The sequence below is a fragment of the Paenibacillus sp. FSL H3-0469 genome, assembly GCF_038051945.1.
In the GTDB taxonomy this organism is placed as follows: domain Bacteria; phylum Bacillota; class Bacilli; order Paenibacillales; family Paenibacillaceae; genus Paenibacillus_AQ.
Map to the genome: position 1 here is coordinate 2,957,248 of NZ_CP150302.1, position 24,977 is coordinate 2,982,224.

At 53.4% G+C, this 24,977-nt stretch carries 24 protein-coding genes; 8 read left to right on the forward strand and 16 right to left on the reverse strand.

The genetic code is table 11. The features are described 5' to 3' along the window. Positions 1–181: 181 nt before the first annotated feature. Genes NSS83_RS12790 through NSS83_RS12800 form a run of 3 tightly spaced genes read right to left on the reverse strand, consistent with a single transcriptional unit; the run spans position 182 to position 2,662 of the window. Positions 182–934: an ABC transporter permease gene (locus NSS83_RS12790; protein ID WP_341184176.1), complete on the reverse strand. Its 753-nt coding sequence runs from the start codon at positions 932–934 to the stop codon at positions 182–184. Next, a complete protein-coding gene (locus NSS83_RS12795; RefSeq protein WP_341184175.1) occupies positions 928–1,710 on the reverse strand; it encodes an ATP-binding cassette domain-containing protein in 783 nt (260 codons plus the stop codon). Before NSS83_RS12795 ends, NSS83_RS12790 begins: the two co-directional genes overlap by 7 nt. Beyond that, a complete protein-coding gene (locus tag NSS83_RS12800; RefSeq protein WP_341348374.1) occupies positions 1,691–2,662 on the reverse strand; it encodes an ABC transporter substrate-binding protein in 972 nt (323 codons plus the stop codon). Before NSS83_RS12800 ends, NSS83_RS12795 begins: the two co-directional genes overlap by 20 nt. 280 nt (positions 2,663–2,942) lie before the next feature. On the opposite strand from NSS83_RS12800, the gene NSS83_RS12805 reads away from it, so the two are divergent. Next, the gene (locus tag NSS83_RS12805; RefSeq protein WP_341184173.1) at positions 2,943–3,509 is read left to right on the forward strand and encodes a hypothetical protein; all 567 of its coding nucleotides are present in this window, start codon (positions 2,943–2,945) and stop codon (positions 3,507–3,509) included. 252 nt (positions 3,510–3,761) lie between these two features. After that, positions 3,762–3,947, forward strand: a complete 186-nt coding sequence (locus NSS83_RS12810; protein WP_036695723.1) for a hypothetical protein — start codon at positions 3,762–3,764, stop codon at positions 3,945–3,947. Positions 3,948–4,051: 104 nt separating this feature from the next. Here the strand turns inward: NSS83_RS12810 and NSS83_RS12815 are convergent, their stop codons facing one another. The 3 genes from NSS83_RS12815 to NSS83_RS12825 are packed head-to-tail and all read right to left on the reverse strand — an operon-like array spanning position 4,052 to position 5,771. Beyond that, the gene (locus tag NSS83_RS12815; protein ID WP_341184172.1) at positions 4,052–4,888 is read right to left on the reverse strand and encodes an alpha/beta hydrolase family protein; all 837 of its coding nucleotides are present in this window, start codon (positions 4,886–4,888) and stop codon (positions 4,052–4,054) included. Between the two features lie 52 nt (positions 4,889–4,940). Next, positions 4,941–5,363 (reverse strand): MarR family transcriptional regulator, encoded by a 423-nt coding sequence (locus NSS83_RS12820; protein WP_341184171.1) that lies wholly within the window; start codon positions 5,361–5,363, stop codon positions 4,941–4,943. A gap of 48 nt (positions 5,364–5,411) precedes the next feature. Continuing rightward, positions 5,412–5,771, reverse strand: coding sequence for a helix-turn-helix domain-containing protein (locus NSS83_RS12825; protein ID WP_341184170.1), 360 nt, complete (start codon positions 5,769–5,771; stop codon positions 5,412–5,414). Positions 5,772–5,964: 193 nt separating this feature from the next. Here NSS83_RS12825 and NSS83_RS12830 point away from each other — a divergent pair, with 193 nt between their 5' ends. Next, positions 5,965–6,495, forward strand: coding sequence for an NAD(P)H-dependent oxidoreductase (locus NSS83_RS12830; protein ID WP_341184169.1), 531 nt, complete (start codon positions 5,965–5,967; stop codon positions 6,493–6,495). Positions 6,496–6,502: 7 nt separating this feature from the next. On the opposite strand, the gene NSS83_RS12835 is transcribed toward NSS83_RS12830, so the two are convergent. From NSS83_RS12835 to NSS83_RS12880, 10 genes are all read right to left on the reverse strand, one after another. Then, the gene (locus tag NSS83_RS12835) at positions 6,503–7,264 is read right to left on the reverse strand and encodes a SagB/ThcOx family dehydrogenase (RefSeq protein ID WP_341184168.1); all 762 of its coding nucleotides are present in this window, start codon (positions 7,262–7,264) and stop codon (positions 6,503–6,505) included. Positions 7,265–7,510: 246 nt separating this feature from the next. Further along, a complete protein-coding gene (locus NSS83_RS12840; protein WP_341184167.1) occupies positions 7,511–9,232 on the reverse strand; it encodes a beta-N-acetylglucosaminidase domain-containing protein in 1,722 nt (573 codons plus the stop codon). 14 nt (positions 9,233–9,246) lie between these two features. Next, positions 9,247–10,980 (reverse strand): family 10 glycosylhydrolase, encoded by a 1,734-nt coding sequence (locus NSS83_RS12845; protein ID WP_341348375.1) that lies wholly within the window; start codon positions 10,978–10,980, stop codon positions 9,247–9,249. A 56-nt stretch (positions 10,981–11,036) separates the two neighbouring features. Beyond that, positions 11,037–12,671 carry an extracellular solute-binding protein gene (locus NSS83_RS12850; protein ID WP_341184165.1) on the reverse strand — a complete coding sequence of 545 codons (1,635 nt, stop codon included), beginning with the start codon at positions 12,669–12,671 and terminating at the stop codon, positions 11,037–11,039. Positions 12,672–12,705: 34 nt separating this feature from the next. Then, on the reverse strand, positions 12,706–13,596 hold the full coding sequence (locus tag NSS83_RS12855) for a carbohydrate ABC transporter permease (protein ID WP_341184164.1): 891 nt from the start codon (positions 13,594–13,596) through the stop codon (positions 12,706–12,708). 94 nt (positions 13,597–13,690) lie between these two features. Further along, positions 13,691–14,617 (reverse strand): ABC transporter permease subunit, encoded by a 927-nt coding sequence (locus NSS83_RS12860; RefSeq protein ID WP_341184163.1) that lies wholly within the window; start codon positions 14,615–14,617, stop codon positions 13,691–13,693. Positions 14,618–14,641: 24 nt separating this feature from the next. After that, positions 14,642–15,940, reverse strand: a complete 1,299-nt coding sequence (locus tag NSS83_RS12865; RefSeq protein WP_341184162.1) for a 6-phospho-beta-glucosidase — start codon at positions 15,938–15,940, stop codon at positions 14,642–14,644. Next, positions 15,925–16,914 carry a BadF/BadG/BcrA/BcrD ATPase family protein gene (locus NSS83_RS12870; RefSeq protein WP_341184161.1) on the reverse strand — a complete coding sequence of 330 codons (990 nt, stop codon included), beginning with the start codon at positions 16,912–16,914 and terminating at the stop codon, positions 15,925–15,927. Before NSS83_RS12870 ends, NSS83_RS12865 begins: the two co-directional genes overlap by 16 nt. Before the next feature lie 19 nt (positions 16,915–16,933). Next, positions 16,934–17,923 carry a LacI family DNA-binding transcriptional regulator gene (locus NSS83_RS12875; RefSeq protein WP_341348376.1) on the reverse strand — a complete coding sequence of 330 codons (990 nt, stop codon included), beginning with the start codon at positions 17,921–17,923 and terminating at the stop codon, positions 16,934–16,936. Positions 17,924–18,255: 332 nt separating this feature from the next. After that, on the reverse strand, positions 18,256–18,480 hold the full coding sequence (locus NSS83_RS12880; protein WP_019908812.1) for a LuxR C-terminal-related transcriptional regulator: 225 nt from the start codon (positions 18,478–18,480) through the stop codon (positions 18,256–18,258). 422 nt (positions 18,481–18,902) lie between these two features. On the opposite strand from NSS83_RS12880, the gene NSS83_RS12885 reads away from it, so the two are divergent. The 5 genes from NSS83_RS12885 (at position 18,903) to NSS83_RS12905 (ending at position 24,932) form a co-directional block, all read left to right on the forward strand. Further along, positions 18,903–19,880 (forward strand): LacI family DNA-binding transcriptional regulator, encoded by a 978-nt coding sequence (locus tag NSS83_RS12885; RefSeq protein WP_341184159.1) that lies wholly within the window; start codon positions 18,903–18,905, stop codon positions 19,878–19,880. Positions 19,881–20,287: 407 nt separating this feature from the next. After that, the gene (gene efeO, locus NSS83_RS12890) at positions 20,288–21,202 is read left to right on the forward strand and encodes an iron uptake system protein EfeO (protein ID WP_341184158.1); all 915 of its coding nucleotides are present in this window, start codon (positions 20,288–20,290) and stop codon (positions 21,200–21,202) included. A 4-nt stretch (positions 21,203–21,206) separates the two neighbouring features. Next, the gene (gene efeB / locus NSS83_RS12895; RefSeq protein WP_341184157.1) at positions 21,207–22,556 is read left to right on the forward strand and encodes an iron uptake transporter deferrochelatase/peroxidase subunit; all 1,350 of its coding nucleotides are present in this window, start codon (positions 21,207–21,209) and stop codon (positions 22,554–22,556) included. 12 nt (positions 22,557–22,568) lie between these two features. Next, positions 22,569–22,886, forward strand: coding sequence for a hypothetical protein (locus tag NSS83_RS12900; RefSeq protein ID WP_341348377.1), 318 nt, complete (start codon positions 22,569–22,571; stop codon positions 22,884–22,886). Positions 22,887–23,042: 156 nt separating this feature from the next. Further along, positions 23,043–24,932, forward strand: coding sequence for an FTR1 family protein (locus NSS83_RS12905; protein ID WP_341348378.1), 1,890 nt, complete (start codon positions 23,043–23,045; stop codon positions 24,930–24,932). The last annotated feature ends 45 nt before the right edge of the window (positions 24,933–24,977 follow it).

Below are 24,977 nucleotides of genomic sequence, written 5' to 3' on the forward strand. Positions count from 1 at the left end.
TTAAAAAAGCAGCGACTCTCCCGTTATTGGAGACTCGCTGCTTTCTGTTGTTGGTCCATGGACTATTGAATATACAAAGAAATCGATCCTTTTTGAAGTGGTTGGGCGGTACCTCCATTTTACCAAAGGACGGTTTCTTTTTGTTTTTGAAAAAAGTGTTTTTCGTTTCCCGCTTAAACAGCTATCTCCGCCACTTCATGAATCTGTAATCCAGCACATCCACCAGCAGGAACAGCACGAACCCCACCAGACTGAACAGCATAATTCCGGCGTACATCTCAGGGTAGTCCAGCCGCAGCCAGGCATCCATGATAAAGAAGCCCATGCCGTGCTCCGTACCGTAGATTTCGGTGAAAAAGAGTACGGAAATCGCTGTACCCAGCGATATGCGAATCGTACTAAGGATCACCGACAAAGCGCCGGGAAGCGTCACATTCCAGAATTTCTGCATCGTGCTGGCACCTATACTCGTCAGGACATCATAGGTACTCTCAGGGATGGCCTTCACACCATCGCGTACCGAGATAATGACCTGGAACAGCAGGATCAGCATAATCATCAGCACCTTGGAGGTTTCTCCTAGGCCGAAGAAGAGCATGACTACCGGCAACAGCGCAATTTTGGGAATGGGATAGGTCAGATAAACGACCGGGTCCAGTACCCGGTTCCAGAAGGGAGAGCGGCCCATCAGCAGACCGGCCAGCAGACCGAGCAGCAAAGCCAGCAGCACACCTTCAAAGATCCGCATCAGACTGTAGCCGACATTCAGTGCCACATCATGGGCCCCCAGCTGAAACATTGACTTATAGACCGCACCCGGGCTAGGCAGAATCGCGTGATTCATGAGCAGATAAGCGACATACCAGAGCGCATTCATTCCGGCAAAAACGAGCAGCAGACGCAGCAGGTGAATAATATGCCGTCGTTTTACCATTTCTCCATCATTACCTTTCGGATTCTCTTGGACTGCATGAAGTATTCATCGCTCTCCCGCTTCTCGGAATGCTTCATGGCAAATACAGCAGCATTATCAAGAATCTCCGGCGGCTCCTGCTGTCCCGGCAGCATGATGATAATCTTCTGTCCCAGGAGAATGGCCTCCTCCACATCGTGGGTGACGAACAGCGTGGTCGCCGGATGCGCCTGCCAGTTGTCGATAAAAATCTGCTGCAGCCCTTCCCGCGTAATGGCATCCAGTGCCGAGAACGGCTCATCCAGCAGCAGAAGGGTCGGCAGAATGGCAAAGGCGCGGGCAATGGCTACCCGCTGCTGCTGACCGCCGCTCAACGAGAGCGGAAACCGGCCGGCGAGCTGGGCGATCCCCATGGCTTCGAGCCAATGCATAATTTGCCGGTCCTGCTCCTGTCTTGTATGGCCCGCCGCGCCGGGACGGGCGATCCGCATCGCAATCCGGATGTTGTCCCGGACCGTCTTCCAGGGCAGCAATCCGTAATTCTGCGGCACCAGCCCGATTAGCGTCTCCTTCTCATGAACAGATCTGCCATTGAACAGCAGCTCTCCTTCGTATCCGGACAGCAGTCCGGCAATGGCCCGCAGCAGCGTGGATTTGCCGCTTCCCGAGGGGCCGATTACCGTATAAATCCCGTGCTCCGGCAGGGTCAGGCTCATCTCACCCAGAGCCAGCTGCCCGTTCTGATAAGCTACATGCAGCTGATGAATGCGGAGACCGCTATTTTTTAAACTGGACATCGGAGATCACATCTTCAGCCGCCAGATCTTTGGTCAGCAGTCCTTTTTCACGGGCCCAGGCAAAAGCAGCCTCCACTTCCTTCACATCCACCTGATTCGCAGGCAGATACTCCGGCACCTTAATCTCATTCTTCAGCGTGTCCGGATAACCCACTTCCTTAATAATCAGGTCGATATATTCCGACTGGTCGTGCGTTTTCATATAATCTACAGCCTCATCATAAGCGGCGTACATATCGCGGATTCCCTGGCCCTTGGCATCAATGGCACTCTGCGGAAAAGCCAGCACAAACGGATTGACACCCGCGCTGTGGGTGGAGCTGAGAACGCGCAGACCGGCAGAGCGGCCCATCGTTACAAAAGGCTCCGGCAAAACAGCCGCATCCGCCTTATTATTCTTAAGCAGCTCCAGACGAGTTGGAATCTGCGGCACTTCCGTTACGGTAATATCGGCTTCTGTCAGGCCTGCCTGCTTCAGCATCATGGCGACAGTATACTGGGTGGAGGTATTCTTGGACAGGATGACGGTCTTCCCCTTAAGGTCCTTAACCTCTTTCACTTCATCATTTCCGGTCAGCAGGTCGAATTCACCTGTGGTCGTGCTGGTGATTTTGACATCGAGTCCTGCTTCGTTATAGATCGAGATCGCCACCAGATCTGCACTGAGGCCATCTACTTTGCCCGCCTGAAAAGCCACATCACGATCCTTCGCGCTCTTGAAGGTTTGGATATCCAGGTTCACCTGATGCTTCTGATCAAATCCCTGCTCATGAGCAATAATAAAAGGAATCGCATCGATGGATGGCAGCAGTCCCAGCGATATCGTAACAGCCTCAGCAGGTGCAGCTGCAGCAGCTCCTGTATTTGCATTCTTGGCATTTCCTGCCTGATTTGCGCTACCGCATCCGGCAGCTGTCACGCTGACAGCAGCAGTCAGTACGACTAGCTTCATAAGGTGTTTCCAGTTTCTTGTCTTCATGAATCTTAATTCCCCCATCTCTTATCGGTTACGCTTCATGCGAATTTATTCACATACATAGTACACCCATTGTCCTATTTTGTATATTTATAAATTTAAATATCAGTCTTCTAATGTCCAATATGTTCATGGAATTCTTTTTACAGCAGCACCCAATAATGACGCAAATATGCTATAATGACCTGTACCTATTCCGCAGGTATCCCCCTTCAAGCGGCAGTCCTACTCCAACCTCTCTAAGGAGCTGTGCCCTATGAGCGATGTAATTCTCCAGCAGATTCTTGCCGAGCTGCAAGGAGTGAAGTCTGAAATTACAGAATTAAAATCGGAGATTTCAGTAGTTAAATTCCAAGTTACAGGAATGAAGTCCGAAATCACAGAATTAAAATCCGAAATTTCAGGAGTTAAATCCGAAGTTACAGGAATGAAGTCTGAAATCACAGGGATCAAATCCGAGATTTCTGGATTGAAGGCCGATGTTAAAAATCTTCAGACAGAATTCACTTCATTCAAGACTGAAATTACGGCCGAGCTGGTGATCATCAAGGATGAAATTGAAAACATCAAGTCAGACATCTTTACCATCAAGGATGATATCGTTACCGTCAAGGCTGATATCGAAAGCATCAAGGAAGATACGAAGCTAATTCCGCTGATTCAACAGGCGGTGTCCAAGGTCAACACTGAAGTCGTTGCTGGCCGGGATTCTCTGGAGCGGATCGACCGGAGCCTGCGAGGACATGACGCAACGCTGGATATACTGGCACGGCGTTCTATAGATCAGGAAGCTGAATTGAAACGTTTAGCAGCTTCTGCATAACATCCTGCCCCGAAGCGACCGCCCTCCCGGCTGCCGCTTTTTTTGTTGCCCGTATGTAGTCCATCCCACACGGACATTATTCTCTTAGACAAATACAAACCCAGGTATCACAACATTATTCCTTATTTATTTGTCTTTTAGAGGCGGACATCACATTGATTTATTGATTATCCATGTTATAATGAAAGCGTAACCAGGATAGATGTCCCAGAGGTTCATTACCGTATTTCATCGCCAAGGAGGATGAATGCAATGCTGGCAGGAATTAAGGAACTGAAGAATTGGGTAACCGGGATGTGGCAGCCGGGCATGGCTTCCGGAGAAGAAGATTACCGGAAGATGGAATATAGTGCACATCGCCATCTGCACACACCGCCAACCCCAAGTCCGCTTACTTACGAACAGGAATCACGCATCAAGACCGTCAAATTTCACTAATTTTCAATTAGATGTATATATAGAACACCCTCCACCTATCAGGTTAAGGCCGCTAAGGAACGGGAGCATCCCGGTTCAGGCGGCCTTTTATTTGTGACACTACATTATCTCGCCAACCACCGCAGGATCGTCTGTGCCGCTTCCACATAGCGCTGTCCTACAAGCAGGCCGGTATGGGTGGTGCCCCAAAGACCTGCATAGGTTGCACGGAAATACGCTGCATTGGCTCTGCCCCGGCGCTCTTCCTCATCACTGTTAACCGCATGGATCACCAGACAAGGGCAAGTAATGGACCCGCTGTCTACAGGTACCCCTTCTGCCCCGAAGTGATAAGAGAAGGTTTGAAACGCCTTGGCAGACTCCATCGTCAGGTATTTCCGCTGAAACGCTATGTCCTCTGCCGTCTCATCCAGGCTGGTCTCGTCTTCGCGAACCGGAGCGGGCACTACATTACCTGGTACCGTTCTGACGATATCCGTATATGGAACCTCCTCATGTACCTCTCTGCATAGACTTGAATCCATCAACACAAGACCGGCCAGCCCGGCCCTCTCCGCCACCTTCTGGCTAAGAATTCCGCCCATACTGAACCCGATCAGGACAGGAGTAACTCCGCATTCAGCCTGGATCACCTGCACTACTTCATGGATATCCCCCAAGTAATCTTCAAAGGTAATCTGCGTCATATCCAGCACCCGGCTCCGGTAATGACTTCTCAGATTCATCACATAACACGTCCAGCCTTCACGGATGAAATGGGGAATGTACTTGCTCCACATCCAGCTTCCGGTATACGCACCGTGTACAAACAGCAGGGGTACCTTATCTTCCTGTTCTTGGTTTTCCAAAGACTCTTCTCCCTTGTAAATCTCCAGATACAGATCATGCTCACCGACATATCTCTCTGTATGCGGCGGTAACTCATCAGTGTAGTCTCTCATTGTAATGTCCTTCCCGTAATTAGTTTGATATCAAACTATAACACAAATTTTTTTAGAAATTATGATTGATTTTCATTAAAATCGTCAGTAAAGTCTTCTGCTCTTCTTCCGTGATATCGCGGTAGAACTGCTTCAGCATGGCAGAAGAGACCGATTCAAATACCGGCTCCAGCTCCTTCCCCTTCCCGGTTAGAGTAACATATACGTACCGGGTGTCCTCCTGATCCCTCTCCTTCGTAACCAGTCCCAGCCGGACCAGCTTATCCACAAGTGCTGTAACTGTAGATTTGTCCTTATGAATATATGCCGAGATCTCGGCCATGGTGAGTCTGTGCTTAGACAGCAGCGCATACAGAATATCCCCGTGTGAGGTGGCAATGCCGTTTACTCCCTGCTTCGCCATCTCTTGTACGATGAACCGGTTAACCTTCTCGCGGATCTTTGATATAAGTGAAATAGCATCTCTGGTTTCCATAAATGAATTATAGTTTGATATCAAACTAATGTCAATAGATCAGTTCTTCTACTCTTCGGAGTCCTCATCAAGCAGCATGATTTCCTCGCCCCGCTGCTGGCGGATCGCAATATTGGTTCTCCCCCAGGAGCACATCAGGTCAATGATCTCATTGGCTGTGATCCCATACTCGGTGATGTAATATTCCACCTTGGGCGGCATTTGGCTATAGACCAACCTGCCGATGATCCCATCCCGTTCCAGCTCGCGGAGCTGTTGAATCAGAACCTTTTGCGAGATGCCCGGAATACTGCGCTGCAGTTCACTCGTCCGCTTGGTCCCCGACATCAGTATACATATGATCAGCGACTTCCACTTCCCGCCGATAATCTCAAGCGTCGCCTCAATCCCTAAATGATATTGCTTCATCCCGGCACCTCCTCAGCAGTCATAACAATGCGCTGATCTAATGATTACTATTCTGCCACATCCGGCACTCTATTCCAATGCACACCTTGAGGTAACCTTGTTACTTCATTGTGTGTATTTACATTTTCAGGAACTTACAAAATAATAGAAGCAGCTGCACAACATAAATTATACACCGGAAAGGTGATCCCTAATGACAACCCTGGTAATCCTGGCACACCCCGATATAGAGGCTTCAAGAGTGAACCGGAGATGGAGACAAGAGCTGCTGCTGCATCCTGAGGACGTTACGGTCCACGAGCTCTACAAGGAGTACCCGGACTGGAGCATCGATGTTCCGCGGGAGCAGCGTTTATTGGAGGCGCATGACCTGATTATTTTCCAATTCCCCTTATACTGGTACAGCTACCCCCCGCTGCTGAAAAAGTGGCTGGACGATGTGTTCACTCACGGCTGGGCTTACGGCTCGAGCGGCAACAAACTGAGGGGTAAGAAACTGGGCATAGCTATGACCATTGGCGATAAAAAGGAAAACTACCTGCCAGCCGGGTCCGTTTCTTTCACTGTAGATGAGATCATCGCCCCGTTCCAGGCCAGTGCCATCCATGTCGGCGCAACCGCCCTGCCGTACTTCGCCGTGTTCGGCGCTTCCTTCCAGGCGAGTGATGATGAAATCAACCAGAGCGCTGAGGAGTATCTGGCGTATATCAATCAGAACCGGTAATGTGCTGCTAGTCCCGCTTCTTCCCGACCGCGCCAAGGTAGATTACAAATTCATCATCGCCATCCAGTTCGAGCACCTCATCAATCAGCTGCTGATCATAGATTCCGATGGCACAAGCTCCGGCCCCGATGGATTCACTGGCCAGGTACAGATTCTGGCAGACATGCCCGGCATCAATGAGAATTTTTTTGTGCGCGGAGATATCATATTTCCATTCGGACCGGTATGGGGTGGTGCTCCAGGCGAACAGAACGGCAGCCTTCCTGGCGAAGTTGGGGACAAAGGGCTGATCCAGCGTAATCGCATCAATCTTCTGCTCCAGCTGGTCTAATTCAAACATAAATAACAGCTTGTGCTCCACAGGAAGGTACCGGTAGATGCCCTGCGGTATGCCTACCACCCGCATAATCAGCAGATAGGTCTCAAACGTATGGGTCGCCCCGCTACAGGGTACCGTCCGCAGAGTCAGTCCATTCTTGCTCATTCCCGTAATGCCCTGGGTGGCCCATAGTAGATAGGATAGCTCTTCCAGACTTAGCATGTCAGCGGAATAGAATCTTGTACTCCTTCTTTGGCCAATGCAATTCACAATATTGTTCTGACTCACAACGTCCCGGCTGACCTCAGGCAATTCAATGATCCGCGATCCTTCATCATAGGGCTTCACAATCGGCGGCTGCGCGATGCCCTTCATCTTATCTGTTTTGATCTGCTTGAATTCATGAAAATTGGATTTCAGCAGTTGTCTTTGTTGTTCGTATCTTGTCATAAAAGTACCTCCCGAATTAAAAGAGCATAGCTTCAATGTACCACTCCCTCAAAAAAAGATTGTGATTTCATTCACTTTTACTCTTATCAGTTAACAAAAACCAAACCTTCCCTCCCCAACAGGGAAAGGAAGGCCTACATACGATACTCTGAAGCACGGCAGCTAAATTCTCAGCTCTCCAAGCCTATTCCGTTAGGAATACCTGTTGCGAACGGCCTATACGTCAGCTGTACAGTATTGTGCTGCTTAGATTTCCTTCTCAGCTTCCAAAATCAGCCGGTAGCCTTTCTTGCCCTCCCGGACAGCAAATCCCCAAGCCTCAGCGGCTGTCCAGGCCGGATCACTGCCCAGCCGGACCTCGAAGGCCTGACAGACTGCGGCCCGCCCGCGTAATTCTTCATCGGCTCCGGGTTCCGTCGTCCCGGCAGCCTTCCGCCGCAAGGCTCTCCACAGCTCTACATCCGCAAGCGCTCTGTGCAGCCAGGGTCCTGCTTCTTGCTTGAACTTGGAATTCTCCATTTCAAGCAACCGGTAAGAGACGCTCTCCAGGCGGTCGAAATACGCGTCAAGCCTGCGGATATCTTTGCTGCGCACAGCCTCATTCAGTTCCTCATATCCGCCGCTATAGAGCTGGCTGTTCAGATTCTGGCTACAGAAGAACATCATGTCGTCTGCCAGTTCTCCGGCGAATTCCCGGACCGACAGCTCCCAGGACAGCTCCGGCATATAACGCTCACTGTTCCACATATAGTCGGCCATGGTGTTCAGTGTAATCTTGGAGCATTCCCACTGAACCATCGGATTCGCTACCACGGCCTGATGTCCGGTCTGGCCAAGCTGGGAATAACGTCCGCGAACCGGGTCCAGAAACAGCCGGTCGTAGTCGGCATCATTGACAGGGATGTTGTCCCACAGCCACAGCTGATGTCCGTAATAGGTGTAATTATCCCGTGCCTGCCTGCTCCCGACCTGCCGGGCAAAGACGGCCGAGCCGGTCCAGAATACCTTGATATCCGTATGCAGCTGCTCACGGATATCCCGCTTATATTCGCTATCCCGGCAGGACCAATACTCGGAGGGGCACATCACCAGGCTGACCTTCTGCAATTGACGGCTTAAATAGTCATAGACACGGTTAGCCACATAAGCATGCGCCAGCCCGGAGCGCTCCAGGTAATGAAGGTTCTCCCCTGACAAGGCGTAGTCGATGTCGTCCATCAGCAAGGCGAAATGCCGCACCCCGATGGCGATCATCGCTCCCAGCTTCGCTTCCAGACTGGCAAAATCATCCTCACTACGAAACTGCAGATCATTCCCCGGACTAATGCAATAATAGAAGTCCACCAGCTGCGTATCGCATTCCTGCTTCAGCTCGCGAATCTGCTCGAACATAGCCTCTGGATAAGGCTCACGCCACAGCTCACGGTGATAGGGATCATCCTTGGGAGCATGCATGAAGGTGTTCATTCGATGAGCTGCCAGATAACGCACAGCATCGATCCGGTCAGCCCAGCTCCACGGCGTGCCATAGAAGCCTTCAATAATGCCGCGAACCGGAAAAGAGGGTTCATCGTGAATGGCAGCCACGGGCAATCGGCACTTGCCTTCCTCTACCCTCAGCAGCCGGTGCAAGGCGTCCATCCCATATCTGATTCCTCTCTTATTGGAGGCAGCAATGTTAATTTTGCCGTCCTTACCGATGTCCAGCCGATAACCATCGGCCTTAAGCGATCCCTCATATTCAAGCTCCAGCCTGATATTGCCCGGCTCGGGTGATTCTTCTCCTTCTCCAGGCGGTTCAATGATCATAATCGGGCCATCTGCAGCAAGCGGGCCTTCATATTTCTGAATCATGGAGAACGTTGAAGACAGCTCAATTCTCAGCTGCTGCCCTTCCAGCAACAGCTCTTCGCCCTGATCGTAGTAATCCCGGAAGAAATACTGGCGTTCCTGTAGCGGCATAGTCATATGCATCTCTCCCCTTAATCCGTAACCTTCACATTTCCAAACACAGCTTTGTTCCGCGAATCATTCCCGGGATTACTGAGGGCAATCCCGATATACACTTTATGCTTCATGGGGATCTGAATGGTTCCGACCGTCTGCCAACTGCTTCCGTTGGCCGATATAGACCCTTTGAACGTATTGCCGTTTCTCGTCAGCTTCAGCCATTTCGGAACCGAGGCAGCTGCGGTATGGTCGGCCATACTGCCCGCAGTTTCTGTTCGATACTGGAAGGTGGCCCCATTCGCAGGGGTTAGCATCATATCCGCGTGCCTGGAATTATGACTCAGCGACTCCCGGATCATAATACCAGCCTTGGCCCAGCCGTCCAGCCAGCTGGCGGACTGCACCTTGACCACGATCTCCGCATTGCCGCTCACGGGTTGATAGATATAATTCAGCTGATCCCCATTGCCCCAAATATCCGTTGAGCTGCTGCTGAGTGTAAATTGCTTATTGGAAGCATTGTAGGTGGCGTTCCCCGGCATGGAACCGATATTCCGCGCCTTCCATACCGCAGGCAGCTGGGCCGGATAATTCTGCTCTACCGGAGCCGTCCAGCCTGGCGTCGGCCAGGTCTCCCGTTCATGGATGTTCGCCAGTTCCTCTTCCGGCCAGGCCCCGTAGGCAAAGAACGACAGGCGCTTCACGCCCGGATAATTCTCACGGATGCCTTTGTACACCTCCTGATATTGATCATCGGTCCAGTCATTATCCAGGGTAGCTACAATGTCCACATTACTGCCGCTGATCCGGTCACTCGTATCCTTCAGGATGCCGTAGGAGGTACTGTATACCCAATCACTGTTGAATTCCCAGTCATCGAAGTACGCCATCGGTGCAACGAAGTCGATCTCATCCTTGAACTTGGCAACATTCTGTCCAACCTCTGTGAATTCCGGCGGCAAAATATACACACTGAGCGGCACATCCGGATTCGCGGACTGGGAAATATCCTCACGGATATCGCCTACATACTGTCCAATTTGTTCGGTTCTCCATTCATTCCACTGCTGGCGCTGCGGTGAATCCGTATCAAAGTCAATGCTGAGCGGCGAATATCCGAACTGAGCCTGATACTTCGCAACTGTGTAATCACTGACGTCCATGTTGTAATTGTCGAAGCGGATCCAGTCCAGCACAACACCGTCCACATCATAATTCCCGATCACTTCCTGAATGATGGAACGCTCATACTGCTGAACCTCATGGTGAACCGGATTGACGAAATATTCGTTGCCGTTAGAGCCTGTAAACGGAGTCTGAACCCCGTCCACAAGCGCCTGCATCTGCCATTCATCGTGAGCGAGGAAGGCCTGCTGGTCGTGGAACTGGGGAATCCAGGCATGAACCTTGATTCCTGCGGCATGGGCCGCCGTAATGACAGCCTGCAGAGCATCGAAATTCTGGTAACCCTGGGCGATGGGAGCGATATCACTCTGATAAAATACACTGCCGGACGGAACCTCATCATCTTCATCCTGCTTCACGTTCATGCTGATGACATCGACGCCGTAGGTTGTGGACAGCGCGATGAAGTTCTGGACATCCGCCAGGTTCTTGAACTGGTTCACGGTCCGTACAATCACTTCCGTCTCAAAAGGGGGATTACTCTCATCCTCGGCCATCACCGGAACAGAACCACCCGCTACCGAAGAAACCAACACCAAGCTTAACACTGCCATAAACCTTGATCTCAGCGTAAATGCCATAATCTCGCCTCCACATCATAGTCGTATTTAACTCAGTGCTTCCTAGATGACAAGAATTATTTCGTAGCGTTGATCTTCTTAACATTCTCCTGCCATTTCTCGGTTCTGAACGCCAGCAGCTTATCCAGTCCGGCCTTTTCGGTGTTTTTTCTGGCGGTATCCAGTGCTGCCAGCACCTCTTCGTCCGACTTCGCCTGAACCATCTGGGCGTAGGCAAGGGTGTAAATATCCGCAATATTCTGGGCGATGATGCCGGTCTCCGTGTCGGGAAGCGGATCGGTATTTACGAATTGTGTAATGTCCAGCGCGGTTTTCCAGGTCACTGTGGACTGCGCCACGGTCTCCCAGGATTTCTGGTTCGCGGAGAGCAGCGCCTCGAGGCTCATTTTCGCCGTATCAATGAAGGTCGTATTCCCGGCCCAGTTAAAATCCTCGAATTTCCGCATCGTATCCGTACGCTCGTTGGCAGGCGTTGTCTTGTATTTCTCGTTCGGAATCGGCGCTCCGGCCGCATCCTCTTCATCCCAGTATAAGCCCTTAGGGCCGAAGAACAGCACCTTCTGTCCCTCCGGACCCGTAATCCAGTCAAAGTATGCGAAGATCGCCTCCGGGTCCTTGGCTTGCTTGGTAATGACACTGACGTTCCAGCCCAGCGTCTCAAAGCCGCTTACAAATACTTTGGTCTTGTCTATTCCCGCTTTGTGGACCGGCCAGATAATTTCATAACCGCTGTCCGGATTGCTGGCTGTCAGTGCCCGGTGTCCCTCGGCTCCGTAGGTGGTGATATTGGATTCAACCATGACGGCTACCCGTCCGGTGTTGACCTTTTCCTTGACCGCATCCTGGGTTTGCTGAAGTGCGTCCTGCGTAATCAGCCGTTCACGGTACAGCTTATTGATGTACAGCACCATCTCCTCGTAAGCAGGATCATCCAGAATCGATGACAGCTTGTCGCCGTCCGGGTAGCCCATAAGTGTAACGAACTTGCTGGTAGAGTTCTCCTTGAAGCCGCCATACATAATTTCCAGACCGGCCCCCTTCTCCCCAACCTCCAGAGGGACTACATCCGGGTACTTCTCTTGCACCTTTAGCAAATATTGATATAAGTCATCGAAGGTCTCCAGCGCCGGCCGGCCGAGTGCGTTATAAATATCCTTATTCACCATCCACCCGCCGTTGCCGAATTGACCCGAGGTGTACCAGTTCGGGATTTGATAGATTTTCCCGTCATCGGAACGGAGCAGATTCAGCGTCGATTCCTTCACATATTTCTTGAAGTTCGGATACTTCTCATAGTAATCATCCAGGGCAACGAGCTGCCCCGCCTGCACCAGCCGTTCCACGGAGGACCCCCGGTCTGTAAAAATGACATCCGGCAAATCGCCGCCGACGATCATCGTGTTCAACTTTTCTCCGGCCGCTCCTCCCGACTGGATCGGTTCAACCGTAACCTTGCGGTTCTCCTGAATCCACTTCGTCGCCTCATTCTCCCCCCATGGTGATGTCGTAAGCCAGTCGTAGTTCCCATAGAAGCTGAAGGTCACGGGCTTGATCCCGCTGCCGTCATCTGTAGCGCCCCCGGTATCCAGATTGGTCTGTGAAGTGTCGGAATTCCCCCCTCCGCTACAGGCAGCGAGCAGAAGCACCAGCGAAGTCAGCAACAGAGCTACCCATGTCAGGCGTTTGCGCATTCTTTTTCCTTCTTTCTACGTAAGATGGAGACTGCTATTCTTTCAATGAACCGACCATTACACCCTTAACAAAGTACTTCTGGAGAAAAGGGTAGGTCAGGATAATCGGAATCGTAGCGATCATCATCGTAGCCATAGTCAGTGACTTCGTGGTAATCGTCCGATTCCGGTTCATATGATCCAGTGCGATCGCATTCGAGGAGCCAATCTGGGTCATGATGTTGGAGTTCATCACCTGCCGCAGCAGGGTCTGTATAGGAAGCAAGTGATCCTCAGTAATATAGATCGCTCCCGTAAACCAGTCGTTCCAATACCCTACTGCGGTGAACAAAGCTATCGTAGCCAGTACCGGGCCGGAGACGGGAATCACGATCCGGAAGAAAATGCCGTAGTTGCTGCTGCCGTCGATTTTGGCGGATTCCTCCAGCCCCTCCGGCAAAGCGCTAAAGAAGGTGCGGATGACAATCATGTTCCAGACGCTGATGATGCCGGGGATAATCAACACCCAAAAGGTATCCAGCATCCCCAAAGAACGGATGAGTAAATAACTGGGGATAAGCCCTCCGCTGAAGAACATCGTGATCATGAAGAACACCATGTATTGTTTGCGGAATACCAAGGTCTTCTTGGACATTCCGTAAGCTAACAGAGCCGTGAAGAAGACGGATAATGCCGTGCCGCAGAGCGTTCTGAGAATGGTGATCCAAAAAGAATTCAGCAGGCGGTCATCCTGAAACACAATATAATAATTTTCCAGCGTAAATGCTCTCGGCCACAGGGTCACACCACCGAGCGCCGTATCGCTCCCCAGATTAAGGGAGATGACAAGCGCATTCCAAAACGGGTATAGCATAAGCAGCGACAGCAGGACCAAAAGGATATAAATACTCCGCTGCATCACTTTGTCGCCCAGGCTTAGTCTCATTGTTCACCCCTCCTAAAAAGGTTTATGGAGTATTACTTACAGCCGGTACCTCGCAATAAAACTTGCACCCGTAAGCATTCGCTATGAGCAGCGGCTACCAGAGACTGACGTCTGCCCGGCGGGCGATTTTGTTGGCTGTCACCAGCAGAATGACGCTGATCACCGCTTTGAACAGCCCTACCGCTGTCGCATAAGAGAATCTGGCATTGAGTATCCCAACACGGTACACATAGGTGTCGATCACATCGGAGTAAGGGCGCAGCACCGGATTGGTTGCGAGCAGCAGAATGTCCTCGAAGCCCGCACTGAGCAGACCGCCGATGGCAAGAATCATAAAGATGACGATAATGGGGGTAATGCTGGGGAGTGTAATCAGGTGAATTTGTTTAAACCGGCTTGCTCCGTCTATGGATGCAGCCTCATACAGGGTCGGATCAATGCCGGCAATCGCAGCCAGATAGACAATGCTTCCGAAGCCGACCTCCTTCCACACATTTACACTTACCAGAATGGACCAGAAGTATCTGGGTACCGCCAGGAAGTTAACCGGCTCCTGGACCAGATTGAACCGCTCCAGCAGATAGTTCACCGTTCCGTTATCAACGGACAACAGCGAGAATACGAAACCGGATACAATAACCCAGGACAGGAAATACGGCAAGTAGCTGACGGTCTGGATCACGCGCTTGAAGCCCATATGCCCGACTTCATTCAGCATCAGCGCAAGCAGAATCGGGGCAGGAAAGCAGATAATCAATTTAAGCAGGCTAATCACAAGGGTATTGCGCATCACATTCCAGAACTCCGGCGCCTCGAAGAACATGCTGAATTGCCTCAGTCCAACCCAGGGGCTGTTCATCATGCCGCCGAAAATATCGTATTGCTGGAACGCCATAACCACGCCATACATCGGAATGTAACTGAAAATGAAGACAAAAATAATTCCCGGCCAAACCATAGACTGCAAATCCAGTTGACTGTTAAATTCCTTCCACCTGCTCGGTTTCTTGGCCGTATTCATCCGCTTGGCCTCCTCTGGACGATTCTATTGAAATAACGGCAAAAACGGTTTGTTCTTCTCCAGCATGACATCCAGCAGCTGTTCTGCCACGGTAACCGAAGGCATGAGCGGATGATGAACCATTGCCTGCAGGGCTACATCCCGGTCTCCGTGCACCGCCGCCTCAATGGTCAGGCTCTCATATTGCTTGACGGCAGCCAGCAGGCCTCTCATAGACTGGGGGACTTTGCGGAGCGGAATGGGCAGCGGACCCTGCTTGGTGACTATACAGTTCACCTCAATAGAGGCATCATCCGGCAAGAAATCAATAATCCCGTTATTCCTTACATTCAGGGTCTGAATATCGCGGGAATCATTATGAATGGAACGCATCAGCAGCACTGCCGCCTCCGAGTAATAGGCTCCGCCACGCTGCTCCAGCTGCTCCGGCTTCTCCTTCAGCTCTACGTTCCGGTACAGCTCAAACAGCTCCTCTTCCACCTTCTTCACGACTTCGGCGCGCGAGCCGGTTGTTGCCGCTGCTTCCTTCTGTTCCGCAAGCATCGCATCCGTCATATAGTAATAGCTCAAATAATAGGAAGGGATCGCCTGTAAACCATTCAGAAACCGGTGGTCCCAGGCGTCAAACGGCACATTGCTTGCCTTGTAGCTCTGGGGATAATCTATGAGCTCCTGCAGCCTGCTTTTTCCGTCAATCACAACATCGGATACCCAGTGCAGATGATTAATGCCGACAAACTCCGCATAGATCTTCTCCATGGAAAGTCCGAAGAACCCGGAGAGCCACTTTTGAAACCCGATGGGCGAGTTGCACAGGCCTACACTTTTTACCGATGAATATTTGTGAACAGCTTCAGTCACCATACCGGCCGGATTCGTAAAATTCAGCAGCCAGGCATCGGGGGCCAGCTCCTCCATATCCTTGCAAATATCCAGAATAACCGGGATCGTCCGCAGGCCCTTCATCATTCCTCCGGGACCTGTCGTCTCCTGACCGATGACACCGTACTCAAGCGGAAGGAGTTCATCCCATTTGCGCGCTTCCAGCATGCCTACCCGGATTTGTGTGCAGACGAAGTCGGCTCCGGCAATGGCCTCCCGGCGATCAAGCGTCTGCGTAACGGTAATCGGCAGCCCGGACTCTGCAATCATGCGCTTGCTCAGTTCCGTTATCGTATGTAGCTTCTCTCTCCCCTCTTCAATATCCACCAGCCATATTTCGCAGACAGGAAGCTCCTGGTGATGCAGGATGATCCCTTCAATTAATTCAGGCGTATACGATGACCCCGCTCCGATCACAACCAGCTTCAATGTGTTCTCCATGAATATTGCTCCTCCTTACCCTGTGATAGTTGATCAAGTACCTTGCGATTCACATGCAGCCCGCTGCTTTCCATCGCCAGAACGACCGACCCTACCACCGGCTCCCGGGTTAAAATCCTTAATGTGCCGTTCGGAGCCGCCTGCTTCACTCTTTCCTCAATCGCCCGCCGGATGATGCCCGGGCGGTCTCCCTTGGTCAGCAGGCTGCCGGCAAGCACGATGTCGAAGGACTCCTCCTCCATGCCCAACCGGCGGATGGCCGATGCCGCCGCCAGCCCCAGCTCCTCGCCTTGCTTGACCAGCAGCCCGTTGGCTACCGCGTCCCCTTCCTCTGCCGCCTGAAACAGCAGCTCCGCAATTTGCGGAGGCAGATCTCTGAAATGATCCAGGTAATCCTCCCTCAGCTCCGGGACGTTGGAGTAGCCCAGCAGCTCAGTTAGACGCTCGCTCAGGACCGTCTTCTCTCCTCTGCCGTCATCCGCCCTGAGGACACTGCGGAAGACCTCCATACTTAAGTCATAGCCGCCGCCGAAATCCCCGAACCGGTAGCCGAATCCGCCGCATTGATAAGTCGCACCCACCGGATTTTTGCCGCTGCAGTTCACGCCCGAGCCGCAAATCAGCACGATTCCGTAACTCTTCTCTGTCCCTGAACGCAAGGCGTTCCAGGTATCGCAGGAAATCTCAGTCCGGGGAAGGCCGAGACGGCTGATGATGGGCCGCAGGATTCGGAAATCGGCTTCCCTGTCCGCTCCCGCCAGGCCGAACCAGGCGTGATCCAGCTGGTCCCTGGTCAGGCCGGAGGCCATAAGGGCTTCCGATACAGCCTGCTGCAAGCTGTTCTCCGCCTGCTCACGGTTCAGCTGATGATTCCCGTTCCCGCCCTTGCCTGCACCGAGAATCTTCCCCTGTTCATCTGCAATCATTGCGTAGGTCTTACTGCCCCCTGCATCCACTCCCAAAAAATACTTCACAGATCATTCACTCCTAATCTCAAGTTAATCGAACAGAGGCGGTGGATTCACGAATGAGAAGCTGTGGAGCAAGCTTCGTTACCGCAGGCGGCATCACCTCCCCATGAATCAGCTTCAGCAGGATGTCAACGCCGATATTGCCCATCTGTGCCTCAGGCTGCCGGACTGTCGTGAGCCGCGGGTAGAATTCACCGACAAACTGCTGATCGTCAAAACCCACCACCGAGATATCCTGAGGCACCCGAATCCCCTCCTCCCGCAGAGCTTGAACAACCCCAAGCGCAATAAAGTCGTCTCCGCAAAAAATGGCCGTCGGCAGCTTATCTTCACGAATCCATCTCTGGGCCATCTCATAACCGCTGCTTACCGTAAATCCGCAGTATTCCGTGGCAAAGGGCGATAGTCCCGCATCATCCAGCGCCTGGACGTACCCCCGTTTGCGCTCCGTTACACTGAGGAACTCGGGCGGGCCGCCGATATAGGCGATCCGGGTGTGTCCAAGGCTGATCAGGTGCCCGGCAGCTTCATACCCCCCTTGATAGTTATCAACGAGCACACTTGGAACATCTTCATGCTCGAACTGGTTATCCAGCAGGACCACCGGAATGTTCTTGCGCTTCAGCTCCTCCACGTATTCCTTCTCCTCCAGCGGAGACAACAGGATAATCCCGTCCACGCGGTCCTTCTGGAACAGGAAGTTGACCCCATCATCGTCATTCTCGGCGATCGACAGGGCCAGGAAATAACCCTGCTCTGCCAGCTTCCGGTTCACTACGCGAATCACACGGTCATAGAAAGAGTCGTTAAAATTGGTAATCGACATCCCGATGACTCCGGTCTTGCCGCGCACAAGGCTCCGCGCCGCTGAATTGGGATGATAGTTCAGCTCCTCCATCGCTTGCAGCACTTTCCGCCTGTTGCCTTCACGTACAGAAGGTGAATTGTTAAGGACTCTGGATACGGTCACTACAGAGAGTCCCGACTTCTTGGCTACATCATGAATATTCATCTAAATATCTATGCCTCCACGCTCAAAAGTTTAAACGATTTAACTTTTGAAGAAATAAAAAAGATTTACTCAGCATGCTACAACTTACAGCCTGACTGAAAAATCGAACATTGGACGTCAGCTTCCATTTTACTAAAAGTATCGAAATCCCCTCAAAAGTTTAAAGGTTTATACTTTACACAGATTTTACAACCAATCGCCCCATCCGTCAATCTGTAAATTGCAAAAAGCTTAATATTCACGGACTACAATCACCTGCAAACAACAAAAAACCTCCCCTCATCCCGAAGGATAAAGGAAGGCTTAAACGCATCACCTCTGAAGCAGGGCAGCTATATTTTCAGCTCCCCAAGCTTGATCAGCTCGACAACCGCTTGCGAACGGCCTTTTACGTTTAATTTTTGCATTACATTGGAAATGTGATTGCGGACGGTTTTTTCGCTAATGAATAGCAGTCCGGCAATATCCCGTGTAGTTTTGTCCTGCACAAGAAGCTCGAATACTTCGCGTTCACGATGCGTCAACAAAAATTTGCTATGATGTTCATTCCCCTTCAATGGTGTCACCCCTCCTTGCCCTGGGTTTGTTTGGTATAACAAGGTAAAGGGATACAGTCAAACCATACTATGTGGGGAGGCAGTTAATGGTGCTGTCGCAGCATTAAATTGGGCGGGGGCAGGAGCGGAGTCTGGACAATCCCGGCATATTGCAGCCAGGGCGCAGCAAAAACAGCCGCAGCTCCTTATACATTGAGGGCGGCAGCCGGCAGGCAAATGTTATAGAATTCGGTTACAGCAACAAGCTGTACCGGTCCGTCACGCCCTTGCGGTCACGCCGGTTTCTCCGGTAGAGCTGTTGTTGCACCCCCAGTGTAATGTATGAAATGGATTCCATAGCAAGCTTTTTATCGGCCGAAAAGCGGTTCATTTCTATGTTAGAATAAGGTCATACCAGTCTCACACAGGAGGCGCAGACGAGCGTGGCTAATATTAAAGAAATTGCCCGGATGGCCGGAGTATCTGTAACGACCGTCTCACGGGTGCTGAATAATCATCCGTATGTCAGCAAGGACAAAAGAGCCGCTGTACTGCAAACGATTGAGCAGCTCGACTATACCCGCAATATGAACGCCGTTCATCTGATTACCGGACGTACCGGTGCGGTGGCGGTGATACTGCCGTATATTCATGCTTTTTATTTCTCGATTATTATGAATGGCATTGCCCGCGAGGCGCTGCTCTCGCAATACCGGCTGATTCTGTGCCAGAGCAATTATCTGGAGGAAGAAGAAATCAAAGTGCTAGAGATGCTGCGCCATAAAGAAATTGACGGTGTCGTGATTGTCTCTACTGCGCTGAAGCCGGACATTATCGAGGAGTATACGGCCTACGGTCCGGTTGTCACTTGCCAGGACAACGGAGCGCGGCGCTACTCTTCTGTCTATATTGAGCATTATGCAGCTTTCAAGGAAGGTCTGGCGTACTTGACCGGCAAAGGTTACCGCTCCATCGGATATTGCGAAGGACGCAGTAATGGCAGCAGCGCCGTGATCCGTCAGGCTGCTTACCGCGAATTCATTGCTGAGCATAAGCTGGCTTTTGAAGAGGAATGGATGATCTATGACTGTACAACGGAGGAAGACGGCGCTGCCGTTGCACAGTCCCTGCTGAAGATGCCACAGCGGCCGGAAGCCATGATTATTACGGGAGACCATGTAGCGGCCGGGCTGATTATTGAAGCGCGCAGAGCCGGCCTTAGCATCCCTCATGACCTCGCAGTTATGGGCTTCGACAACCAGCCGATCGGACGGCTGCTTCAGATCACCACCATGGACAACCACCTGTATGAGATGGGGGCCGCCGCCTTCCGCATTATCCATGAACAGATTCACTCGAAGCACCTGGGGCCTGTCTACCGCAAGCTGGACTACCGGATTATTGAACGGTCCACGGTGTAGTTACAGATCGGGCGGTTGAGCTATGATAGGATTTCAGGAGTTTCCGGGATTACACATTGTTGTAGGTATTACAACTTTGATTCAATAATAGCCGGATGTCCGAGAGGAATGTTGTATAAAAAACAGGAATTTACAAGACTCTCTCCTAAAAACAGAGAAATTGCTGTCTTTTCTACAACAAAACTTGATTTGGACCATGGTTATGAGTAGAGTGTTGCATTTTGTACAGGAATTCAGATAATATCTGCGTCTTCTGGTTAGCCGGAGGCGTTTTTTGTTATTTCATTTGTGCGAATCGGCATGAATATGATAATTATCACATTTTCATTGACAGGTAAAGGTTCGAGAATTATGATAAGTCCATTATTGATAATGATTATCATTAACAGAAGGAGTGTCCATAATCCATGAAGATTAGTCATGCCGTACCTGCGGGTCTGCTTGCAGCGTCCCTCCTGTTCGCCGGATGTGCGGGCAAGGACAACAGTAATAACAATGGCAACGGCGGGAATAACTCCGGAAATAATGCCGCAGCTGGGACCGGGGGCGGGGCCGCCGGCACACCTTCAGCCACCACAGCCCCGGACGGAACAGCGGCCGACTTCACCACTGCCATCGACGAATACCGCAAATACGTCATTGAACAATGCGATGCGTTCGTCAAGCAGACCGAAGGCTTCACGGATGCCGTCAAGGCGGGCAAGCTGGAAGAAGCCAAGGCGCTGTATGCTCCGGCACGTATGCATTATGAGCGGATCGAGCCGATCGCCGAAGCGCTCGGAGATCTGGACCCGAACATTGATGCCCGTGAGAATGATGTAGATGCCGCGCAGTGGCGCGGTTTTCATAAGATTGAACAGGCACTCTGGCAGAATCATACAACGGAGGGCATGATGGATGTCGCGGACCGCCTGCTGAAGGATGCACAGCTGCTGCGTGCCAAGGTGGAAACGGCCGGAATCGATGCCAATCTGCTCGTTACCGGGGCGGTTGAGCTGCTGAATGAGGTCTCCTCCTCCAAAGTAACGGGGGAAGAGGAGCGTTATTCCCATACGGATTTGTATGATTTTGTGGCGAATGTGGAGGGGGCCCAGAAGATCTATGAGCTGCTGAAGCCGGAGCTGGCCAAAAAAGACCCTGCCCTTGAGCAAACCATCGGCGAGCGGTTCACCGCCTTAATGAATGAGCTGGCGCCGTTCAAATCAGGAGAAGGTTACGTCTCTTACGAAACGCTCAAACCGGAGGAGGTCCGCAGGTTAAGCCAGAACCTCGACGCCTTGGCTGAGCCGCTATCCAACATGGGAACGATTCTGGGAGTGTGACGATATGAACAAGAAAGATAAGAATTCCCGGAATCAGGCTGACGCGGAACACGGGATTCCTGCACCGGAGACTAAGCTGTTCAACACCAAATTCAGCCGCCGCGATATGCTGCGGCTGACCGGTGCCTCGGGTCTCGGGCTGCTGCTGGGCGGAGGCGGTGTAGGCGGCATTATGGCGGCACGCCAGGCAGCAGGGCGGGCGGTCCCTGCCGCCGCAGCCTTTGGGCAGAATGAAGAACAAGCGGATACGATCCCTTTCTACGGCAAGCACCAGGCGGGGATTCTTACGCCTGCACAGAATTTTCTGTGCTTCGCTTCATTTGATGTGACGACGACCAGCTTCGGTGATGTACAGAAGCTTATGCAGGCCTGGACTACAGCTGCTGCCGCGCTTACTTCCGGTACGATGATCGGCTCAACGAACGACAAGCCCAATCTCCCGCCTACCGATACCGGCGAGGCGGATGGCCTCACCCCCTCTAAGTGTACCCTTACCTTCGGGGCTGGTCCGGCCCTGTTCGACAGCCGGTTCGGGCTGGCCGGGAAGCGGCCCGCTTCCTTCACTGAGCTTCCGTCCTTCCCAGGAGACAGCCTGGAGCCGCAGTGGTGCGGCGGTGATCTCTGTGTTCAGGCCTGTGCGGACGATATGCAGGTGGCGTTCCATGCCATCCGCAATCTGGCCCGCATCGCCCGGGGTACGGCGGTGCTGCGCTGGACCCAGGAAGGCTTCCAGCGCAGCGGCAGCGCCGATCCGTCAGGCGGCACCCCGCGTAATCTGCTTGGCTTCAAGGATGGAACGGGGAATCCGGACGTCACCGATGGCGCGCAGATGCGGAATATTGTCTGGAGCGGCAGCGCCGATGGCCCGGCCTGGATGAACGGGGGCACGTATCTTGCGGTGCGGCGCGTACGGTTCCGTATTGAGGTCTGGGACCGCTCCTCGCTGAGCGATCAGGAAGCCACCTTCGGGCGGCACCGGCAGAGCGGCGCACCGATCGGAGCGCGGGATGAATTCGCCGAGCTGAATCTGGAGGCAGCCGATGCCGCCGGCAAGCCGCTTATTCCGCCGGATTCCCATTCCGCTCTCGCCCACGGGGACGGCTCGGTCAAAATGCTGCGCCGCTCCTACTCCTATTCCAGCGGTATGGATCTCAAGACCGGACAGCTGGATGCCGGACTGGTATTCATCAGCTTCCAGAAGGACCTGATGAAGCAGTTCGTCAGCATCCAGCAGCGCCTCTCCAAAAATGACCGGCTGAATGAATATATGGTTCACACCGGCAGCGCTGTGTTCGCCTGCTTCCCGGGTGTACGCGAAGGCGGCTATATCGGGGAGCTGCTGCTCGAGGGATGAAATGCCTAGGCTGTGGCAGATAACGCTGAGGTAGCAGGAGTTCTGAGGCCGGAAGCGCAGCGGCGTTTCGGGCACCGGTGCTGCGGCGTTTCGGTGGACCGGAGCTGCGGCGTTTCGGGCACCGGTGCTGCGGCGTTTCGGGCACCGGAGCTGCGGCGTTTCGGGCACCGGAGCTGCGGCGTTTCGGGCACCGGAGCTGCGGCGTTTCGGGCACCGGAGCTGCGGCGTTTCGGAGACCGGAGCTGCGGCGATTCGGGGACCGGAGCTGCGGCGATTCGGGGACCGGAGCTGCGGCGTTTCGGTGGACCGGAGAGGACGACAGGTAGCTGATCGTTGCGGACTGAGAGGCCTTTATTTTCTCTTTTCGAGCATATTCAGCTACACGAGCGGACTGCACGGCGCTTATTTCCGCTACGGCGGGCGTTTTCCTCCCAATTATTTGTACATAAGCTCCACTGAGTCCGTTCAACTTGCAGAAACGTTAATATGGCTAAAATAAGCGCAGCTGAGTCCGTTGCAAGTGACCCCTCCTCGCTAAACTTGAAGGGAATGATCCCGATGATGATCACGGTTACACAGAGTCTATGGCAGCAGATCAGGTCAGCGCTGCTGTTCCTCTGCCTGCTTGTGCTGCTGCCCGGCGCGCCGGCTTCTGCGTCAGGCGCGCCGCTGGATGAGCTGCTGCCGCCTGTAGGCAGCGCGCTTGTCGAGGCCGGCCAGAGCCGCTGGGAGGCGGCGGCGGCCGATGTTGAAGCGTTCGCGGCGCTGTGGCGCAGCGCGAACGAGAGCAAGCCGGACCCGGCACTCGCCGGTCCGGCTGCCGAGGTGGACGCCGCGCTGGCCGCTGCGGCGGAAGCCCTGGCGGGCGGCGGCGGAGCGCCCGCCAAGGCGGCCCTGTCCACGCTCGCCCGCAGCGTGGACGCTTATGTTACCGCCGCCGCAGGCGAAGGCGGCGGTGAGACGGGCGCCGCCGGACGCGCAGCGGCGGCGAAGCTGCTGCCCGCGGCGGAGCGCACGCGGGATGCGGCGCGCAGCGCCGACTGGGCCGCGGCGGCGGAAGCCTACCGCGCCGTGGTCAACGGCTGGACGCCGGCGGAACGCAGCATCCGGGCGGACAATCCCGCCGTCTACGGCTTGCTGGAGACGAAGATGAGCCTGCTGCGCATTGCGCTGCAGGCAGAGCCGGTCCGCGGAGAGGCCGCGCAGGCGGAAGCGGAAGCACTGGTGACGCTGCTGTCCGGCTACAGTGAAGGCAAAGCCGTCGATACCGGTGGCGCGCCAGCGGAGCCGGCTTCCATTGAAGGGCTGATCCGCTATCTGGAGCAAGCTTCCGCTGCCGGTCAGGCCGGCGACAGCGCAGCAGCCGCTGATATCATGGAGCAGTTCATCACTGCCTGGCCTTCGGCCGAAGGCCAGGTCCAGTTGGCCTCCCCCAAGGTCTATGCCAGCATCGAGAATGAGAGCACCGCCGTCACCGGTTATCTGCTCTCCAGCCCTCCGAAGCTGGACCAGGCGCTATCGCTTATGGACATGATGCTCTCTGAGCTGACGCCGCTGTCCGGGGAACGGACATACACCGCGTGGGATGCGGCACTCATTCTGCTGCGCGAGGGGCTGGAGGCGATTCTTGTACTCGCCGCCCTGCTTGCCTATCTGCGCCGTGAAGCAGTACCGGCGGCCCGCCGCTGGGTATGGTCCGGCGCGGCGGCAGGTCTGGCGGCAAGCATCGGCCTCGCCGTATTACTGACCTATTCCCTCTCCCAAGCCGCCTCCGGCGGCGCGCGCGAGCTGATTGAAGGCATCACCGGCCTCGTCGCCGTGGTGATGATGCTCACCGTCGGCCGCTGGCTGCACGGGAGATCCAGCACGGCAGCCTGGAATAAATATGTGGACACCCAGATGCAGGGCGCCCTGGCCAAAGGCAATCTGTGGTATCTGTTCTTCATCGCTGCGCTGGCCATTTTGCGCGAAGGGGCCGAGACTACGATTTTCTATGCAGGGATGGCACCGGCCATTGACACTTCTCAGCTGCTGCTCGGGATTGGCAGTGCCCTGGTGGTTCTGATCATCCTCGGCTATGCCATGATTGTACTGAGTGCCAAATTGCCGGTTGCCGCCTTCTTCCGCGCTGCTACAGTGCTGATCTACTATCTGGTGTTCCGCTTCCTCGGTGAGAGCCTTCACGCCTTGCAGATCGCCGGCAAGCTGCCCGCCCATAACGGGCACAGTCTGCCTTCCATCGGCTGGCTTGGCATGTATCCGACCTGGGAGACCACCATCCCGCAGCTGCTGATGCTCGCCTTCATCCTATGGGAGCTGCTGCGCGGCAGACGTACTGCCAACAGAACGAAGGCCGCAAACGGGATCACTAAGTAAACATATTAATTATGTAAAAGCTGCAATCTGTGCGTGTGCCCTTAA

Bases quoted from the DNA above. Each gene is read 5' to 3' on its own strand.
- NSS83_RS12835 (WP_341184168.1), bottom strand. From the start codon at position 7,264: ATGACAAGATACGAACAACAAAGACAACTGCTGAAATCCAATTTTCAT.
- NSS83_RS12815 (WP_341184172.1), bottom strand. From the start codon at position 4,888: ATGAGAGACTACACTGATGAGTTACCGCCGCATACAGAGAGATATGTC.
- NSS83_RS12865 (WP_341184162.1), bottom strand. From the start codon at position 15,940: ATGGAGAACACATTGAAGCTGGTTGTGATCGGAGCGGGGTCATCGTAT.
- NSS83_RS12850 (WP_341184165.1), bottom strand. From the start codon at position 12,671: ATGCGCAAACGCCTGACATGGGTAGCTCTGTTGCTGACTTCGCTGGTG.
- NSS83_RS12840 (WP_341184167.1), bottom strand. From the start codon at position 9,232: ATGACTATGCCGCTACAGGAACGCCAGTATTTCTTCCGGGATTACTAC.
- NSS83_RS12795 (WP_341184175.1), bottom strand. From the start codon at position 1,710: ATGTCCAGTTTAAAAAATAGCGGTCTCCGCATTCATCAGCTGCATGTA.
- efeO (WP_341184158.1), top strand. From the start codon at position 20,288: ATGAAGATTAGTCATGCCGTACCTGCGGGTCTGCTTGCAGCGTCCCTC.
- efeB (WP_341184157.1), top strand. From the start codon at position 21,207: ATGAACAAGAAAGATAAGAATTCCCGGAATCAGGCTGACGCGGAACAC.
- NSS83_RS12905 (WP_341348378.1), top strand. From the start codon at position 23,043: ATGGCTAAAATAAGCGCAGCTGAGTCCGTTGCAAGTGACCCCTCCTCG.
- NSS83_RS12805 (WP_341184173.1), top strand. From the start codon at position 2,943: ATGAGCGATGTAATTCTCCAGCAGATTCTTGCCGAGCTGCAAGGAGTG.
- NSS83_RS12825 (WP_341184170.1), bottom strand. From the start codon at position 5,771: ATGAAGCAATATCATTTAGGGATTGAGGCGACGCTTGAGATTATCGGC.
- NSS83_RS12830 (WP_341184169.1), top strand. From the start codon at position 5,965: ATGACAACCCTGGTAATCCTGGCACACCCCGATATAGAGGCTTCAAGA.
- NSS83_RS12860 (WP_341184163.1), bottom strand. From the start codon at position 14,617: ATGAATACGGCCAAGAAACCGAGCAGGTGGAAGGAATTTAACAGTCAA.
- NSS83_RS12855 (WP_341184164.1), bottom strand. From the start codon at position 13,596: ATGAGACTAAGCCTGGGCGACAAAGTGATGCAGCGGAGTATTTATATC.
- NSS83_RS12800 (WP_341348374.1), bottom strand. From the start codon at position 2,662: ATGAAGCTAGTCGTACTGACTGCTGCTGTCAGCGTGACAGCTGCCGGA.
- NSS83_RS12845 (WP_341348375.1), bottom strand. From the start codon at position 10,980: ATGGCATTTACGCTGAGATCAAGGTTTATGGCAGTGTTAAGCTTGGTG.
- NSS83_RS12820 (WP_341184171.1), bottom strand. From the start codon at position 5,363: ATGGAAACCAGAGATGCTATTTCACTTATATCAAAGATCCGCGAGAAG.
- NSS83_RS12875 (WP_341348376.1), bottom strand. From the start codon at position 17,923: ATGAATATTCATGATGTAGCCAAGAAGTCGGGACTCTCTGTAGTGACC.
- NSS83_RS12790 (WP_341184176.1), bottom strand. From the start codon at position 934: ATGGTAAAACGACGGCATATTATTCACCTGCTGCGTCTGCTGCTCGTT.
- NSS83_RS12810 (WP_036695723.1), top strand. From the start codon at position 3,762: ATGCTGGCAGGAATTAAGGAACTGAAGAATTGGGTAACCGGGATGTGG.